The 17,629-nt window shown below is 70.4% G+C and carries 14 protein-coding genes; 3 read left to right on the forward strand and 11 right to left on the reverse strand.

Going from position 1 to position 17,629, the window contains the following annotated elements; translation table 11 throughout:
• Window positions 1–42: 42 nt before the first annotated feature.
• Complete coding sequence (locus AB0D12_RS03885; RefSeq protein WP_362676771.1) at window positions 43–942, reverse strand: arginase family protein; 900 nt, start codon at window positions 940–942, stop codon at window positions 43–45.
• 80 nt (window positions 943–1,022) lie between these two features.
• Between AB0D12_RS03885 and AB0D12_RS03890 the strand changes: the two genes are divergently transcribed.
• Complete coding sequence (locus AB0D12_RS03890) at window positions 1,023–1,358, forward strand: DUF6204 family protein (protein WP_362677258.1); 336 nt, start codon at window positions 1,023–1,025, stop codon at window positions 1,356–1,358.
• 19 nt (window positions 1,359–1,377) lie between these two features.
• Here the strand turns inward: AB0D12_RS03890 and AB0D12_RS03895 are convergent, their stop codons facing one another.
• Together AB0D12_RS03895 and AB0D12_RS03900 are read right to left on the reverse strand one after the other, a co-directional pair.
• Window positions 1,378–1,932, reverse strand: a complete 555-nt coding sequence (locus tag AB0D12_RS03895) for a GNAT family protein (protein ID WP_362676773.1) — start codon at window positions 1,930–1,932, stop codon at window positions 1,378–1,380.
• A 166-nt stretch (window positions 1,933–2,098) separates the two neighbouring features.
• Complete coding sequence (locus AB0D12_RS03900; RefSeq protein WP_362676775.1) at window positions 2,099–3,556, reverse strand: MFS transporter; 1,458 nt, start codon at window positions 3,554–3,556, stop codon at window positions 2,099–2,101.
• A gap of 225 nt (window positions 3,557–3,781) precedes the next feature.
• Here AB0D12_RS03900 and AB0D12_RS03905 point away from each other — a divergent pair, with 225 nt between their 5' ends.
• Together AB0D12_RS03905 and AB0D12_RS03910 are read left to right on the forward strand one after the other, a co-directional pair.
• Window positions 3,782–4,528 (forward strand): GntR family transcriptional regulator, encoded by a 747-nt coding sequence (locus AB0D12_RS03905; RefSeq protein WP_362676777.1) that lies wholly within the window; start codon window positions 3,782–3,784, stop codon window positions 4,526–4,528.
• A gap of 78 nt (window positions 4,529–4,606) precedes the next feature.
• Window positions 4,607–5,674 (forward strand): adenosine deaminase, encoded by a 1,068-nt coding sequence (locus tag AB0D12_RS03910; protein ID WP_362676779.1) that lies wholly within the window; start codon window positions 4,607–4,609, stop codon window positions 5,672–5,674.
• 127 nt (window positions 5,675–5,801) lie between these two features.
• Here AB0D12_RS03910 and AB0D12_RS03915 read toward each other — a convergent pair whose 3' ends face one another.
• The 8 genes from AB0D12_RS03915 to AB0D12_RS03950 form a co-directional block, all read right to left on the reverse strand.
• Window positions 5,802–6,761 carry an LD-carboxypeptidase gene (locus tag AB0D12_RS03915; protein WP_362677260.1) on the reverse strand — a complete coding sequence of 320 codons (960 nt, stop codon included), beginning with the start codon at window positions 6,759–6,761 and terminating at the stop codon, window positions 5,802–5,804.
• 2 nt (window positions 6,762–6,763) lie between these two features.
• The gene (locus tag AB0D12_RS03920; protein ID WP_362676781.1) at window positions 6,764–8,767 is read right to left on the reverse strand and encodes a prolyl oligopeptidase family serine peptidase; all 2,004 of its coding nucleotides are present in this window, start codon (window positions 8,765–8,767) and stop codon (window positions 6,764–6,766) included.
• A 19-nt stretch (window positions 8,768–8,786) separates the two neighbouring features.
• Entirely contained in the window at window positions 8,787–10,121 is a 1,335-nt protein-coding gene (locus AB0D12_RS03925; protein WP_362676783.1) for a M20/M25/M40 family metallo-hydrolase, read from the reverse strand.
• Complete coding sequence (locus tag AB0D12_RS03930; RefSeq protein ID WP_362676785.1) at window positions 10,114–10,947, reverse strand: M55 family metallopeptidase; 834 nt, start codon at window positions 10,945–10,947, stop codon at window positions 10,114–10,116. Before AB0D12_RS03930 ends, AB0D12_RS03925 begins: the two co-directional genes overlap by 8 nt.
• 122 nt (window positions 10,948–11,069) lie before the next feature.
• Window positions 11,070–11,363, reverse strand: coding sequence for a hypothetical protein (locus AB0D12_RS03935; protein WP_362676787.1), 294 nt, complete (start codon window positions 11,361–11,363; stop codon window positions 11,070–11,072).
• Window positions 11,364–11,601: 238 nt separating this feature from the next.
• Complete coding sequence (locus AB0D12_RS03940) at window positions 11,602–12,327, reverse strand: class I SAM-dependent methyltransferase (protein ID WP_362676789.1); 726 nt, start codon at window positions 12,325–12,327, stop codon at window positions 11,602–11,604.
• A gap of 168 nt (window positions 12,328–12,495) precedes the next feature.
• Window positions 12,496–14,895: a SpoIIE family protein phosphatase gene (locus AB0D12_RS03945; protein WP_362676791.1), complete on the reverse strand. Its 2,400-nt coding sequence runs from the start codon at window positions 14,893–14,895 to the stop codon at window positions 12,496–12,498.
• Window positions 14,896–15,020: 125 nt separating this feature from the next.
• Window positions 15,021–17,453: an MFS transporter gene (locus AB0D12_RS03950; protein ID WP_362676793.1), complete on the reverse strand. Its 2,433-nt coding sequence runs from the start codon at window positions 17,451–17,453 to the stop codon at window positions 15,021–15,023.
• Between the last annotated feature and the right edge of the window lie 176 nt (window positions 17,454–17,629).

Genomic DNA, 17,629 nt, shown 5'->3' on the forward strand with positions numbered 1-17,629 from the left:
ATGGAACACGGTGGGCTCTGCACTGACCAGGGGCTCCGTGGGTCAGTCTTCGGCAAAGGCGCCCACGATCAGGTCGGCGAACATCTCGCCCGCCGTGCCCTCCGGGTCGAGGTCGGGGTCGTAGACAGTCACGTTCAGCCCCACGCAGCGCGGAGAGCGCACCAACGCCTTCAGCAGCAAGGCAAGTTCGGGCGGCAGCAGACCTTCCGGATCGGGGCTGTCGACGGCGGGCATCACACTTGGATCCAGTACGTCCGCGTCCAGATGCACCCAGAATCCGTCGAGCACCGGCACTTCGAGGGTCTGCACCACGGCCCCCGCGAGCTCCGCCGGGCCCCATTCGCGCAGTCCCCCCACGGTCACCGTCGGGATCTTCAACTCGGCGAGCTCGGCCCGGTCTTCGTCGAAGGCGTCCCGGATCCCGAACAGCCGCACATCCTCGTCGCGCAGATAGGGCCTGAGCCCCTCCAGATTCGTCAGGTCCTCCTGTCCACGCCCGGTCGCGAGCGCCAGCTCCTCCCCGGCGGCGGCCCCGACCCGTTGGGAGTTGCCGGGGTGCCTGAAGTCGGCGGACGCGTCGACCGAGGCCAGCCCGTATCTGCCGAGACGGCGCAGCGCGAGCGAGGCGCCGAGCTGGATCGAGCAGTCGCCGCCGAGGACCAACGGGAAGTCACCGGCCCGCACATGATGCTCGATCCGGTCGGCGAGACGCCGGGTGTACGAGGCGATGGCGGCGGCGTTGAAGACTCCGTCGCCCTCCTTCCAGTCGCCGCGGTCATAGCGCGGCGGTACGACCACCCCGCCTTCGAACGCCCCGAGCCGCTGCACGATCCGCTGCTCACGCAGGGCGCCGGCGAGCTTGTGGCAGCCGGGAACGGTGCCCGGGGCCGGGGGCCGCAGACCCAGGTTGGAGGGAGCGTCGACGACCACGATATTCCGCATGCGGTCCATCCTCACCGCCGTACCCTGCATCTTCAATGCGTTTCCACGGAGTGTTCGACGAGCGGAAGGCAGCGGAAGAGATGAGCACGCAGCACACGTACCGGGTGATCGTGCGCGGGACCTGGGACGGGCTGACGGACGAGTCGCGCGGCAGTTTGCTCGCCGACGTGGACAACCACGGCCTCACGCAGATGCGGTTCACCGAGGAGGGCTCGCTCACCTACGACCGTGCGCTCAAGCACTTCTCGGTCCGCTGTGTCGTCGTCTCGGACGCGGCGGACGGCGAGGAGATGGCCGCAGCGATCGCCGAGGACCGGGCGGAGACGGCGCTGAAGGCCTTCGGCTGCGGCTTCGGCGAACTGCGCTCGACGGTGACCGACATGGACACCATGAAGATCAACCGCAAGGGCCGCTGAAGGCCGGGGCAGTGGCGCGTCAGCGCTTGAGCATCTCCGCTGTGATGGCCCAGCGCTCGTGGTCGCGCCAGGCCCCGTCGATGTAGAGGAAGTCGGGCGAGAAACCCTCGAGCCGGAAGCCCGCGCCGCGTACGAGTCCGATCGAAGCCTCGTTGCCCGGCTGGATGTTGGCCTCCAGCCGGTGCAGGCCCATCGGGCCGAAGGCGTACCGCAGGACCAGGCCGAGGCCTTCGCCCATCAGACCTCTGCCAACGGCGTGCGCGAAGGCGCCGTAGCCGATCGCCCCGCTGCGGAACGCGCCTTCGACGATGTTGTTGACGTTGATGAAGCCCGCGATCCGGCCGGAGTCACGCGCGCAGACCAGGAAGCCGGCCTTCGTCGGGTCCTCGATGAGTTTCCGCGCGTACACGGCGTACATCTCCGCCGAGGCAGGCGGAAAGAGCCAGGGCCTGTGATGCTCGGTGCTCAGGCTCGCCAGCTGCGTGAACTCCTCGCTGTCCTCGTACGCGTAGTGGCGTATGCCGACCCGCGGACCCGCGGAGAGGTAGGGGGCGGCGGTGGAGGTCTCCGGCATCGCGCCAGACTAACCGGCTGCTCTCACCTGGCGCGCGTGAGCCGGGCCCTGGCCGCCGAACTTCCTGCTGCTCGGTGCTTCGCTGTGGCTCATGGGACCAGGACGAACGGATCCTGGTCCCATGAGGGCGGTGGAGCGCGCCGTACGGGTGAGCCGTGTCCGTCCGTCAGTGGTGGGCGAGGACCAGCTGCGGCTCCTCCTCCGCCGCGACCGTCTCCGGGTCGGGACGCTGGATCAGCAGCGAGGAGACGACACCGATCCCGAGCAGCGCGAGGGCCGCATACATCGCGTGCTGGTATCCGGCCTGGGTGGGCCCGTGCGCATCGCTGCCCGCGGTGATCATCGCGGAGGCGATGGCGATGCCGAGCGAGGCTCCGATGCCGAAGCACGCTCCGTTGAGACCGGAGAGCGAGCCGGGCTTGTCCTTGGGCGCCGTCGTGACGGCGAGACCGTTGAGGCCGGTGAGCATGAAGCCGCCGTACGTCACACCGAGCGCGGCCAGCGAGGTCACCAGTATCCACTGGTTGTCCAGGAAGAACGTGGCGAAGACGAAGATCGCGAAGGTGGCGGCGGCGCCGCTGACCACGACCCTGCGCCAGCCGATCTTCGGGCCGAGCCGGCCGGTCAGCGGCGCGGAAATCACACCGATCAGCTGGATGGGCGTGAGGAAGAGGACGGCGGCGGTGACGGCGGACAGACCGAGGCCGACACGGGCGTCCTGCGAGAAGAGCGGAATGGTCAGTGCGACCGCGCCAAAGGCGCCGCCGAGCGTGCAGACCGTGGTGATCAGCAGCGGCCAGGCGCGGCGGGAGGCGAGCACCTCGATGTCGATGACCGGGTTGGCGGCGCTCTTCTGCGAGACGACGAAGAGGACCAGGGCCACGAGGCCGCCGAACAGGAACCCGAGAGTGAGCGGCGAGGCCCAGCCCCAGCTCGCGCCCTGGGCGAGGCCGACGAGGACGCCGGTGAGCCCGAGGGAGAGGGCGGCGATGCCGCGCGCGTCGAAGCGGGCGTCGGCGGTGGTGGGCGGGACATCGGGGACGTACTTCCGTACGCCGATCAGGCCCGCGACCGCGATCAGCGTGGAGCAGACGAAGATGCCGCGGAAGCCGATGGTGTCGGCGATCTGGCCGCCGGCGATGGCGTCGACTCCCGCGAGGCCGCCGTTGACGGCGGTGATGATGCCTGCGGCCTTGCCGAAGCCGGCCGGGGTCAGCAGCTGGTTCAGGGTGAGGAAGGCAAGCGTGAACATCGCGGCGGAGATGCCCTGGAGGATGCGGCCCGCGATGAAGATCTCGATGTTCGGGGCAAAGACGCAGAGCAGATTGCCGGCGATCAGGACGAACGCGCAGACCACCATCATGGGCTTCCGGCCGCGCTGATCGCTGAGGCGGGCGATCGTGACCTGGCCGATGGCCGCCATCAGGAAGAAGAGGGTCTGGGAGAGGCCGGCGGCCGCGGTGGTGGTGCCGAGACGCTCGATGACATCGGGCAGCGCGGGGCTGAGCATGGTCGCGTTGATCTGGTAGCCGAGCACGGCCAGCACCATGGCCAGCAGCATGGGCCCGCGGCCCGCCGGATCGGATGCGGCTCCGGAACGTGTCCGGCCGAGCGTGGGTGACATGTCGGCCCCTTTGCCTTGGATGGTCATGCCTCGATAGGAACAGCGCAAACAACCTTGTCAGACAAGTTGCGCTCAGACAGACTGGAATCTACGTGCGTAGAACGTCAAGACCCTCCCGCTGTGAATTAGGCGTGAACCGAAATCGCAGCTCACCTGAGATCCAGCGGCCATTGCTCCGCCGGGCGGGCTCACATAACTTGCTGACAAGTGAGCCGAGGAGGATCAGTGGTAGTCAGCGGGCAGCAGCGAAGGCCGGTCGTCGTCCTGTACGAGCGGATCGCGGACGCCATCCACGAAGGCACCTATCCGCCGGGCTCCACGCTGCCGTCCGAGCCCCGGCTCGCCGCCGAACTGGGGGTCAGCCGGCCCGCGCTGCGCGAGGCACTGCTGCTGCTCCAGGAGGACGGGCTGCTCTCGGTGCGCCGCGGGGTCGGCCGCACCGTCAACGACCGTCCACCGCGCCGCGGCTACGAGCACATCCAGCCGCTGGAGGAGCTGCTGTCCACCGGCTCCCCGCTCCGCGTCCGACCGCTGCTGCGCGCCGTGGAGGAGCCCACCGACTTCACCACCCAGCATCTGCTCGCACCGGCCGGGGCGGAGCTGCGGTTCTGGGAGTCACTGCTGGTCGGGGAAGGTACCGCGGCGGCGCTCAGCCAGGAGTGGGCGGCGGCGGAGCAGGTGCTGGACGACGTGCATCCGGCCTTCGCCGCGGCACTGCGGGCCGCACCCGCACCGGCCACCTCGATGCTCGCGGTGCTGTCCGCGGCCTCGCGCGGTGTGGCGCTCACCGCACACAGCGGGGTGACGGCGACGCTGCTCGGACAGCGCCGCGGAGAGCAGCTGGGCCGGGCGGCCGACACCCCTGCCGTGCTGGTCACACAGGTGGTACGAGTCGAGGACATGCCGATCCTGGCGGCCAAGCACATGCTGCCGACCGGGGCGCCCGCCATGCCCGTACTCCAGTCGAACTGAGCGCTGGGACCGACTGCGGTCGAGCCGCGAGACGGCCGTCACGGCGCCATTCCCGGACGTGCCGTACACTCCCGGGCCATGCACTTGTCTGACATCCTCCGCGCACCCAAGGCCGTTCTCCACGACCACCTGGACGGCGGTCTGCGCCCCGCCACGATCATCGAGCTGGCCCGGGAGTGCGGCTACCGCGAACTGCCCACCGAGGACCCGGCCGCGCTCGCGATCTGGTTCCGCGACGCCGCGGACTCCGGCTCGCTCGAGCGGTATCTGGAGACCTTCGCCCACACCTGCGCGGTGATGCAGACTCGCGAGGCGCTGCAGCGGATCGCGGCCGAGTGCGCGGAGGACCTGGCGACGGACGGAGTCGTCTACGCCGAGGTGCGGTACGCCCCCGAGCAGCATCTGGAGCGCGGTCTGACCCTCGACGAGGTCGTCGACGCGGTCAACGCGGGCTTCCGCGAGGGCGAGCGTCGCAGCGGCGGCCGGATCACGGTCCGCGCTCTGCTCACCGGCATGCGGCACACCGAACGCTCCCTGGAGATAGCCGAGTTGACGGTGGCGCACCGCGACCGCGGGGTGGCGGGCTTCGACATCGCGGGCGGTGAGATCGGCAACCCGCCGACCCGCCACCTGCCCGCCTTCCAGCATCTGAAGCGGCACAACTGCCACTTCACGATCCACGCGGGCGAGGCCGTCGGCGCCGAGTCGATCCACGAGGCGGTGCAGATCTGCGGCGCCGAGCGGGTCGGGCACGGCGTCCGCATCACCGACGACATCACGGTCCACGACGACGGCACGGCGGACCTGGGTCATCTGGCTGCGTACGTACGCGACAACCGCATCGCCCTGGAGGTCTGCCCGACCTCGAACCTCCAGACGGGCGCGGCGAAGGACTACGCCACGCACCCCATCGACCTGCTGCGCCGCCTCGGCTTCCGCGTCACTCTCAACACGGACAACCGCCTGGTCTCCGGCACCACCATGAGCCAGGAGTTCCAGCACATGGTGGACGCCTTCGGCTACGGCCCGGAGGTCTTCGAGGAGTTCACGGTCGCCGCGGTCGAGTCGGCGTTCCTGCCGCTGCCGGAGCGCCGTCGGCTGATCGACGAGGTGATCCGGCCGGGGTACGCGGCTCTCGGCCGGTAACCCGGAGGACGCCCGGCGGCTGATCCGCTGATTCAGCCGCCGGTCCGGGTGCGGATGTCCTTCACCGTCCTGCGCCTGAGGTCCGCAACCTCGCCCTGTCGAAGGGGAGTTGGAGCACGCGACGGTGTCAGACCAGCGCGGGCACCTCGAGTGTCAGCGTGCACGCGTCCGCGTCCAGCACCGCCGGCACCCCGAACGGCAACGTCAGTGCGGGCACCCCGTGCCCGAAGCCGAACTCCTCCACGACCGGCACGCCAAGGCCGCCGAGCCGGTTCTGCAGCACCGCACGCACCCGCTCGTACGGACCGCACTCAGCCCACGAGCCGAGCGCGACACCCGCCACGCCCTCCAGCCAGCCGGAGCGCAGAAGTTGGGTGAGGACCCGGTCGAGCCGGTAGTCCTCCTCCCCCACGTCCTCGATCAGCAGCAGACCACCGCGGGCCGAGGTGCGGGCCTGCGGTGTACCGAGATCGGCGGCGAGCAGACTGACACAGCCGCCGAGCGTGATACCGCCGGCCCGGCCGGGGACCATCGTGCGGGCGGTCTCCAGGCCGAGCGTCCGGACCGACTCGGGCTCGAAGAGCGTGGCACGCAGCGACTCCTGGGTGCGGGCGTCCTTGAGGAAAGCCACCGCGCCGACCATGGGACCGTGCAGCGTGGCCAGCCCCGTCCGCACGGCGAAAGCCTCATGGAGGGCCGTCGTGTCGCTGTAGCCGACGAGGATCTTGGGGCCGGCCGCGCGGATCGCCGTCCAGTCGAGGAGATCGACCATGCGCTGTGCGCCGTATCCGCCGCGGGCGCAGATCACCGCGGAGACGGACGGATCGCACCAGGCCTCGGTCAGGTCCCGGGCCCGTTCCTCGTCCGAGCCGGCGAGATACGAGAGCTCCGGGTGCCGGCCGCGGACATTCGGCATCACGACCGGAAACAGGTCCCAGCTCCGCAGGATCTCCAGGCCCGCTTCGAGCCGCTCTTCGGGGACGGGTCCGCTGGGCGCCACGACGGCGACCTTGGCCCCCGGCCTCAGCCGCGCGGGCCGGGTCAGGGATCGGGGGCCCGGGAGTTGTACCCCGGCAGGACGCGGCAGGGTCACTTCTTGAGCTCCAGCGGGGGAATGTCGCGGCGGATGATGCCGAAGGTCTGGGCGTAGAGGGAGAGTTCGGACTCGAGCGCGCGGACCATCGTGTCGGCCCTGCGGAAGCCATGACCCTCGCCCTCGAAGGCGATGAACGCGTGCGGGACGCCGCGGCCCGCCATCTGTGCCAGGAACCGCTCGCACTGCACGGGCGGGCAGATCACATCGTCCAGGCCCTGCAGCAGCAGGAACGGCGTGGTGATCCGGTCGACGTGGTGCAGCGGCGAGCGCTCGCGGTAGCGGCCGGGGACTTCGGCGAGCGGGCCGATCAGCGATTCCAGGTACTGCGACTCGAAGTCATGGGTCCCGTCGGTGGCCCAGCTCATCAGGTCGAGGATCGGATAGATGATGGTGCCGCAGGCGTAGACGTCAGTGCTGGTGAGGGAGGCGGCAGTGGTCCAGCCGCCCGCGCTGCCGCCGCGGATGGCGAGCCGCGCCGGGTCCGCCGTGCCTTCGGCGGCCAGCGTCTCGGCGACAGCCGCGCAGTCCTCGACATCGACGACGCCCCACTGTTCGCGCAGCCGGTTGCGGTACTCCCTGCCATAGCCGGTGGAGCCGCCGTAGTTGACCTCGGCGACGCCGATGCCGCGCGAGGTGAAGTAGGCGATCTCGAGGTCGAGGACGAGCGGGGCATGACCGGTGGGGCCGCCGTGCGCCCACACCACGAAGGGCGGCAGTTCGTCGTCGGGCGCGATCCGGTCCGGGCTGTGCGGCGGATAGATATGGGCGTGGATCTCGCGGTTGTCGGGGCCGACGAAGGTACGGATCTGCGGCTCCGGGTAGTACACCGGGTCCACCGGATCGTCGTGCGCCGAGCCTATGACGCGGGTCCGCCCGGTACGGGTGTCGAGCTCGACGACCTCGTACGCGCTGCGCGGGCTGGCCGCGACCCCGATCGCCCGGTCACCGTGCACGGCGAGGGTGGACGACCACTCGGTCCAGGGTCCGGCGGCGTCGACAAGCTCGCCGGTCTCCGGGTCGAGAATCCCCAGCGCGGTGGCGCCCTTGCCGTGGATGACGGCGATCAGCCCGTTCTCCAGGGGGTGGAACCACTTGAGGCCGATCTTCCACAGCGGCCCGCCGAACTCCTCCCCGCGGCCGGGACAGAGACCGGTACTCGGTACGACCCCCGGCGCCAGCCCCTCGAGCCGGATGCGCTGCAGCTCCCACCAGTTGCCGAGGTCGGAGACGAAGAGCAGCGAGCCGTCCGGGGCCCAGTCGACCTGGGCGACCGACTCGTCCGTCTCCCCGACGACGGGCCGCACACTGCCGAACGGGCCGCTCTCCGTCACCTCGCCGAGCATCACCACCGTGCCGTCCCAGGGCATCTGCGGATGGTCCCAGGCGATCCAGGCGGCGTGGCGCCCGTCCGGCGAGAGCCGCGGCCCGGTGACAAAGCGGTGCCGGTCGTCGGAGAGCTCCCGCACCGCGGCACGGTCCTCGACGGCCGAGCCGTCCAGCGGCACGGCCGCGATCACCCGGCGTACGTCCGTGGGCGCCGCGCCGGTGAACTCCTCGAGTACGCACCAGACTTCGCCGCGGTCCAGCCGGAGCTGCGGGTCGACCCAGCGCAGCCCGCCGCCGAGTGCCGACACCGGCGTGAGCGGACGGGGCTCGGCCTCGGGCGTGTCCGGCTCGTACACGTACAGCCGCTGGTCGGGGAAGTGGACAAAGACGATGAGCGGGCCGCCTTCGGCGAGCAGGGCTCCGGCCCAGGGCCGGCCCCCGTACTCGATGACCCTGCTGCGTACGTTCCACGGGGCCGGGAGCACCGACTCCTCGCCGCCGTCGACCCGTCTGCGCATCAGGGCCCGCCTGCCGCCCTCGGTGGGGCGTGGCGCGGTCCACCACACCTCGTCGCCGACCATGCCGAGATACTCCGGGCGCCCGTCGTGCGAGGCGGCAAGCGCCGCGTCGATCGGTGAAGGCCAGGTTCCGTAGGCTCCCGTGGGTACCATTGCCGACTCTCCCCAGGCCCTATGCGGACCGCAGATAGTGGTCGAGAACCTTTACGCCGAAGTGCAGTGCCTCGACCGGGACGCGCTCGTCGACCCCGTGGAACAGCGCCGCGTAGTCGAAGCCCACGGGCAGCTTCAGCGGTGAGAAGCCGTAGCCGGTGATGCCGAGCCGGGAGAACTGCTTGGCGTCGGTGCCGCCCGGCATGCAGTACGGCACGACATGGCCGGCCGGGTCGAAGCGCTCGACGGCCGCCCGCAGCCTGGCGTAGGTCGGGGAGTCGACGGGGGCCTGCAGAGCCTCCTCGCGGTGGTGGAACTCCCACTCGACGTCCGGTCCGGTCAGCCGGTCCATCGTGTCGTGGAACTCGGCCTCGCCGCCGGGCAGCATCCGCCCGTCGACATACGCGATGGCGTGCCCGGGAATGACGTTGATCTTGTAACCGGCTTCCAGCATCGTCGGGTTGGCGCTGTTGCGCACGGTCGGCTCGACCAGCGCGGCGGCCGGGCCGAGTTTCGCCATCAGCGCGTCCACGTCGAAGCCGTCCGCGTGCACATCGGTCTCGATGCCGTGCAGTACGGCGAGCTCGGCCAGCGCGGCCCGTACGGTCGGGGTGAGGCGCACCGGCCACTGATGCTCGCCGATCCGGGCGACGGCTGCGGCCAGCCGGCTCACCGCATTGGCGCGGTTGACCTTGGAGCCATGGCCGGCGGTGCCCCGTGCGGTGAGTTTGAGCCATGCCGTGCCGCGCTCTCCGGCCGCGATCGGGTAGAGCGTCATCCCGGGTCCCGCGTGAAAGCTGAAGGCCCCCGATTCGCTGATCCCCTCCGTACAGCCCTCGAAGAGGCCGGGATGGTGGTCGGCGAGGAAGCCTGAGCCGTCGACGGCGCTGGCCTCCTCGTCGGCGGTGTACGCGATGACGATGTCGCGCCGGGGCCTGATACCCGCGCGCGCCCACGCCCGTACGACCGCGAGGACCATCGCGTCCATGTTCTTCATGTCGACCGCGCCCCGGCCCCACACCACGCCGTCGCGGACCTCTCCGGAGAAGGGGTGCACGGACCAGTCGGCGGACTCTGCAGGCACCACGTCCAGATGGCCGTGGACGAGGAGCGCGTCGGCGGACGGGTCGGTGCCCTCGATCCGGGCGACGACATTGGTGCGCCCGGGCGTGCGCTCCAGCAGGGTGGGTTCGAGGCCGGCGCCGGCCAGCCGCTCGGCGACATACTCCGCGGCGGGCCGCTCCTGGCAGTCCCCGCCGCCGCGGTTGGTGGTGTCGATGCGGATCAGCTCGGAGGTGAAGGTGACCACCTCGTCGAGTGCCCGGCTGTCCATGGGCGTTGTCACGTCAGCCATACTGCTCCTCCACCGCCGCAGAGACGATCGTCGTGACCGCTTTAAAGGTGCGAATGGCCTCATACATCGTCTCGCTGGTGTACGCGACACGTCGCTCACCGCTGCCTGTCACCCCGGGGACGACCGTCGCGGCCGCCGCGAGATGCTCCGCGTCGAACTCCAGCTCCACGGTGAACGGGCCGCCGCGCACCGGCTCGTGCCGTACGGCGAGTGCCGCGGCCTCCTTCGCGGCGGCGCGGATGTCGGAGGCGGTACGGGCCGGAGTGCGGCACACCGCCGCGTACCGCGACACATGGTCCTTCACCGCGACCTTGCGGGCGTCCGGCGCATAGCCGCCGGCATCCACGCAGGTCAGGTCGTCGCCGGTGACCAGCACCACCGGCACGCCGTACTCCGCGACGACATGGGCGTTGAGCAGGCCCTCGCTCGCCCGCGCGCCGTTCAGCCACACGCCGGTGATGGAGTTGGCGAGGTAGGTGTGCGCCAGCACGCCCTCCGTGCCCGCGCCGGTGTGGTAGCCGACGAAGGCGATGCCGTCCACGTCGCCGTGCTGCACGCCTTCCACCATGGACAGTGACTTGTGCTTGCCGGTGAGCATCTGGGCCCGCTCGTCGAGCCGCTCGAGCAGGAGATTGCGCATGGTCCAGTGCGCTTCGTTGATGAGCACATCATCGGCACCACCGTCGAAGAAACCGAGGGCCGCTGCGTTCACATCGGAAGTGAACATGGACCGGCAGCGCTCCCACTGGGGGGTGCCGGGCAGCACATCGGCCGGCCAGGTCACACCGGTGGCGCCTTCCATGTCGGCGCTGATGAGGATCTTCACGGCATCACGGTACGCGTCGGCGAACGCCCCGGCCAGGACTGTTGACAGTGCCAGAGGTCTGGTCCGCCGAATGCCGGTCGGCTCGGCCAAGGGAGTCCGGTCGGCCGCCGAAACGAAGGGGCCTACGCCTGTCCGGCGCTCTCAGGCCGACGGCGGCGGCGCACGACAAGCCCTCCGGCCCCTGCCGACGCCAGGACGACGGCTGCCCCGATCAGCCAGAGGCGGTAGTGCGTGACAGGTTCGCCCGCCACGACCAGTTGTGCCTTGCTGGTCTTCTCGCCGTGGTGGCTGACCACGGTGAGCGAGTACGTCCCGCCCGGGATGCCGTCCCGCAATGTCGTGTGTCCCGCGTACACGGTGGACCCGTCGTCACACTTGCAATAGGGGTTGTCCGGGCTCTCTGTCCTGATGGTCAAAGGCTCGTCGCGAATGCCTTGGACTTGACGGAGAGGGAGTCCTCGTCTGCGGCGCCGTTCTGGTGGCCGTCGCCGTATACACCCCCGGTGAGATGTCACAGCAGGCGAATGCCCGTCCGCCGCCGCACCGGGTGCGGAGCCCAGCGGTGGAAGCAGGGCAAGACCGGCGACGGCGACGGCGCACCACAGGCCCTCCTCTCGTCGGCGGTTGCCAGACCGGGAAGAGGCAGTTCGGGCGTTACCCGTTCCGGCCGAGGATCAGCCATGTCGACGGCAGCTCGATGCGGGAGCCGTCCGATGCGTACTCCGTTGTCGTCAGCGGCAGTTCACCTCGAGCGATCACCCCGAGTCCCGCCGTGGTGAAGAACTCCGCCACGTCCGCGTCGGGCACCGAACCCGGCTGGAGGCCGTGGCGGAACACCGGCTCAAGCTTCGGCGGCGGTCCCGCCGGTGCCTGCGCCAGGGTCCTCAGATGCTGCCCGGCCGCCTCCGCGAGCTCCACCACAAAGGCGCGTCCACGCTCACCCACCAGTAGGGCGATCGAGTCGGCCAGCGCCTGCCGGTCCTCCGCGTCGCACTGGTGGAGCACCCCGCGCATATAGACATTGGTGTCGCCGAGCTCGGCGTGCAGCTGCGCCACCATGGCCCCGTCCACCGCGTCGATCTCCCGGAACCGTGTCTCGCTCTGTTTGTCCTGCCCTCTGGCCAGCTCGATCGCGGCGGCCGACAGGTCCAGGCCGAGCACCTGAGGGAAGCGGTCGGCCAGGAAACGGGTCTGTGTGCCGTTGCCGCAGCCGAGATCCACCAGAGTCAGCCCGGGATCCGTCACATGCGGTTCGTAGACCGCGAGATGGGGTCCCGCTGTGAGTGCCGGCTCCGCATCCCAGAAGACCTCGCCCGGCTCGCCGGAGGCCTCGCTCCAGAAGCCCTCCCAGGCGTCCTTGTACCGACTCGTCACGCTCATGACCAGCTCCCCAGGATATGACACGACGTCAAGATCGGTCTATCGCTCACGAGTTACGGCGACAAGTACCCGGCGCATTCCTTTACGTGGCGTTCGAGCCCACAGCCGAGTCCGCGGCCGAGCCCGCACCTGCACCCGCACCCGCACCCGCACCCGCACCGAGCGCGGCTACGGCAGCGCCAGCTCGAACCAGACCGTCTTGCCGTCGGCTGTCCGGCTGGTGCCCCACTCCCGCGCCAGGCTGCTCACCACGTGCAGCCCCCGGCCCAGTTCGGCGTCGGGGCGGGCGTCGAGCAGCGTGGGCAGAGTGTGGTCCTCGTCGGCCACTTCACACAGCAGGGATCCGGCCCGTACCAGCCGCAGCTCAGCGCGACGGCCCTGCGCGTGCCGCACCGCGTTGGTGACCACTTCGCTGACCAGCAGCTCCACGATCTCCGTCAGATCAGCGAGTCCCCAGGACCGCAGCTGTCCACGGACCAGCCGCCGGGCCCGCGCCGCTTCGCGCGGCTCCAGCGACAGCTCCCAGGCCGCCACCGACTCGGCCTCGATGCCGTTCAGCCGGGCCATCAGCAGGGCGACGTCGTCCTTGCGTCCGCCTCGGACGTTCAGCGAGCGGATGATGGTGTCGCAGGCGTCGTCCATGGAGGCGGCGGGATGGGCCGCGGATTCGCAGAGCGTCGCAAGCCCGACGCCTATGTCCTCGCCACGGACCTCCACCAGGCCGTCGGTGCACATCACGAGGCGGTCGCCGGGTGCCACGGGCACTCGTACGCTCTCGAACGGCACTCCGCCGACGCCGATCGGCGCACCGGTCGGCAGTTCCAGCAGCTCGCTGCGCCCGTCCGCCGCGCGGACGATCACCGGGGGCACATGGCCGGCGTTCGCCATCCGGAGTTCATTGCGGATCGGGTCGTAGACCGCATACAGACAGGTCGCGAGGTAGTGCTCGCCGAGGCGCTGGGCGAGGTCGTCGAGGTTCCGCAGAAGCTGCTCGGGTGGCAGGTCCAGGGCGGCCATGGTCTGTACCGCCGTACGCAACTGGCCCATCATCGCCGCAGAGTTGAGCCCGTGCCCCATCACATCGCCCACCACCAGCGCGGTGCGCGAGCCGGGCAGCTTGACGGAGTCGAACCAGTCGCCGCCGACCCGCCCCAGCAGAGTGCCCGGCAGATAGCGGGTGGCGGTGTCACAGCCGGCCATCCGCGGGGTGACCTGCGGCAGCATCGAGTCCTGGAGGGTCTCGGCCACACTCTCCTGGTAGGTGTACATACGGGCGTTGTCGAGGACGAGCCCGGCGCGGGCGGCCAGTTCGGCCCCGGTGACCCGGTCCATGTCGTTGAACAGAGCGCGCCCCGCATGGCGCAGCAGGATCATGAAGCCCAGCACCACATTGCGCGCCTTCAGCGGCACAACGAGCATCGAACGGTTGGTGATCAGCGGCCGGATGTCGCGCTTCTCGAACTGCGAGGCGATGGCATTGCCCATCTGCTCGCTGATACGCGGCACCAGCACCGGATCGCCGGTGGTCATGCACTGGAAGAACGGGGTGCGCTCGGGGAACGGCATGGATTCGCCGACCGGCACCACGTCGTCCCAGCGGCCCGGCTCGTCCACATGCTCGACGGCGACGCGGTGCCACATGGTGGTCGCGTCCGGCGGTCCGTCGGGGAAGCCCTCGCCCGCGATGACCTGTTCACGCAGATAGGTGCCCGCGACATCGGTGAAGCGCGGCACGACGGCCGCGCTGACTTCCTGAATCGTACGGGCGAGGTCGAGCGAGGAACCGATGCGGCCGCTGACCTCGTTGAGGAATTCGAGCCGCTCACGGACCGCGGCGTACTCGAGATCCTGCTGGAGATCGGCCGTGTCGACCGGCTGCCCCGCCGCTGCCGCCTCCTCTGCGGCCCGTTGCCGCGCCTTGCGCTCCGTACGCCTGGGGACACCCCAGTCCGGGGTGACCGGCACCCGGTCGTGATGGCTGAACTCGAGCACGGGATAGCCCAGGTCCAGGATCTGGGAGACGATCCGCGCCGACTCCGGGACGCTCATGCTCGGCAGGATCTCGGGGAGCCGGCGCGCCAGCTCGTCGGAGCCGGGAAACTCGGTGTGCAGGGCGAATCCGGGCGCGATGCGCTCGACACTCTCGTCCTCGGGGCCGAACTGCGCGGCGTCCGCGGCCAGTACGAGCAGACGCTCGTCGCCCGGACCGATCATGGGGTACGCCCACCACAGCACATCGACCCGGTCGCGTCCGGCTTCGGAGAGGCGGGCCCGGCCTGCCGCGGGGTAGGAGGTGAGGCCGTTCAGTGAGGCGTCGAGGCCCGGGCCCAGACCGCTGTAGTCGTGGTACGCCTCGTACTCACCGTCCCCCGCGAGCGCGCCGGTGACCGGGAGCAGTTCGACGGCGGGCTGTCCCACCGCCTGCTCCCTGGTGGGACCGAAGAGGCGCTTCGCACCGGTCGACCAGTGCGACACCAAGCCGTCGCCGTCCACGACGACCACGGCAAGCGGGATCCGGCCGGCCACGGCGTACTCCCGTGGCGGTGTCGGCGGAACACCACTGCCCATAGGTGGGAGGCTCCTTCCCCGCCGCCAGGATCTGCGGCCTTGCCTCTACGGTACGGCGCGGCGCGGGAATCGCGCCGGGCAACGCCGAAATGGGTGGTGCGCCCCCGCGTGAAACTGACGAATTGTCAGTCCTCGTGCCCCAGCTGGAGATCGCGCTCGGCCCGTCCGCCGCCCGCGACCTGCAGTACTGTCGCGACCGGCGGGTAACCCGCCGCGATCACCGTGTACTCCCCCGACGACAGATCCACGAACCGGAAGCTGCCGTCGGGGCCCGTGGTGAGGGTGTCCACCACATTGCCCGCCGCGTCGAGCAGCGTGACCCGCGCTTCCTCGACCGGACGGCCGCCACCGGCCCGTACGGTGCCGCGCAGCACGGCTCCGCCCGCGAGCTCGATGTCCTGCCGGGTCTCGCGGGACGCCTGCACGCTCACGGTCTGCGCGGCGGGGCGGAAGGCGGGCGCGCTCGCGGCCAGTGTGTACTCCCCCGCCACCAACTCCGTGATCGCGTAACCGCCTTCGCGGCCGCTGCGGGTGGTGACGACGACGTCGCCGCGTACGTCGGTGAGGGTGACAGCCGCGTCGCGTACCGGCGATCCGTCGGCCGTGACGACGGTCCCGGCGAGCCTGCCCGCGCCGCCGAGGACCACATCGAGCTCGACGGGCCGCTCGCCGACGGTGACGGTGACGGCCTGCGGCTGGTGTCCACCGGCCGCCGCGATCATGACGTACGAGCCGGCGCCCGGCACGCTGAGCGCGTACCGCCCGTCCTCGCCGCTCGCGCCGCGTCCGATCTGCTGTCCCTGTACGTCGATGAGGGTCAGGGCGGCGCGCGGGACGGTACTGCCGTCGTGGTGCTGGACGGTGCCGCAGACCGGGACGCCGGAGGTGTACGCGGGCGTGGTGCGCGCGGCGCGATCGGCGCGCGCGGCACGGGCCGACGGGACGGAGGCGGAGGTGACAGCGGGCTCGGCGGCCTGGGCGTTCTGGGACACCAGCGGTTTCTCCTTGAGGAAGAAGGCGATGAAGAGGCCGAGCGCGAGCACCGGCACGAAATAGAGGAAGATCCGCGGCATCGCGTCTGCGTACGCCTGGATGTAGGCGTCACGCAGCGCGGGCTCCATCGCACGGACCATCTGCGGAGTGATGGATTCGACGTTCGGAATGGATTGAGTGGGCAGGCCCGCGCCGGCCGGGAGGCGGTCGGCGAGCGCGTCCGTGAGCCGGTTGGCGAAGAGCGTGCCGAAGACGGCGGCGCCGACGCTGCCGCCGATCTGCCGGAAGTAGTTGTTGGCGCTGGTGGCGGTGCCGAGGTCGGCGGGCGGTACGGCGTTCTGCACGGCGAGGATCAGCACCGGCAGCACCAGTCCGATGCCGACGCCGAGCACGGCCTGCCCGAGGCTGTGGTCGAGCCGGGGTGTGTCGGCGTCAAGGCGCGACAGCAGCCACATACCGACGGCCGAGATCGCGCTGCCGAGGACGGGGTAGATCTTGTAACGCCCGGTACGGCTGATGAGCCGGCCGGAGATGACCGAGGCTCCGACGATGCCGCCCATCATCGGGAGCATCAGCAGCCCGGACTCGGTGGCGCTGGCTCCGTCGACCATCTGGATGAACGTCGGCAGATAGCTGGCCACGCCGAAGAGTGCGACGCCGACGATGGCGCCGACGAGGCTGGTGATGGTGAAGATCGACTCGCGGAACAGCCGGAGCGGGATGATCGGTTCGGGGGCGAAGGACTCAACGACCAGGAAGAGCAGGATGGTTCCCGCAGCCCCGGCCGCCAGTCCCAGAATGACGCGCGAGCCCCACGCGTACTCGGTACCACCCCAACTGGTCAGCAGGACGAGGCAGGTGGACGCGGCGGCGAGGAGCAGCGCGCCGAGGACGTCGAGCCGGGCTCTGGCAGCAGGCTTCGGGAGCTTCAGCACCGCGGTGACCACGATCAGGGTGACCAGGCCGAAGGGGACGTTGAAGTAGAAGCACCAGCGCCAGGAGGCGTGGTCGGTGAAGAAGCCGCCGAGCAGTGGTCCCGCGACGGAGGCGAGCCCGAAGGCGGCACCGATGAGGCCCATGAAACGGCCGCGTTCCCGGGGCGGCACGATGTCCGCGATGATCGCCTGCACGCCGATCATGAGGCCGCCGGCACCGATGCCCTGGATGGCGCGGAAGGCGATGAGCTGGTCCATGCTCTGCGACCGGCCGGCCAGCGCGGAGCCGATGACGAAGACGACGATCGCGAACTGGAAGACGCCCTTGCGGCCGAAGAGATCACCGAGTTTGCCGTAGACGGGCAGGCCGATGGTGGCGGTGAGGAGATAGGCGGTGATCGCCCAGGGCATCCGGTCCAGGCCCTGCAGTTCGCCGACGATCTTCGGGAGGGCGGTGGCGACGATCATCTGCTCGAGCGCGGCGAGCAGCAGCGCGAGCATCAGCCCGATGAAGACGAGGCGTACGCGGCGCGGGCTGAGCGCGGTGGCCCCGGCCGGTCCGGCAGGCGGAGGCGGTGCAGCCGCAGCCGGAGCCGTCTGCTCGTCCTTCACCAGAGTGATGCCGCCCACGTATCTGCTCCCCTCGTCACGCCTGCGCGGCGCAATTCTTCGCATTCCACGCCAAGGGGGAGCAAGCGGGACGCTATCCGTGCCGGGGGCGCACGACCGGGCCCAACTGGCTCTGGCGGGGCGCACTTCGGGCGCTCATCAGGGGCTTTCCCGCGACCCGTGGTGCGCGGGGCGCA

It is taken from the genome of Streptomyces sp. NPDC048479, assembly GCF_040651435.1.
GTDB lineage: Bacteria > Actinomycetota > Actinomycetes > Streptomycetales > Streptomycetaceae > Streptomyces.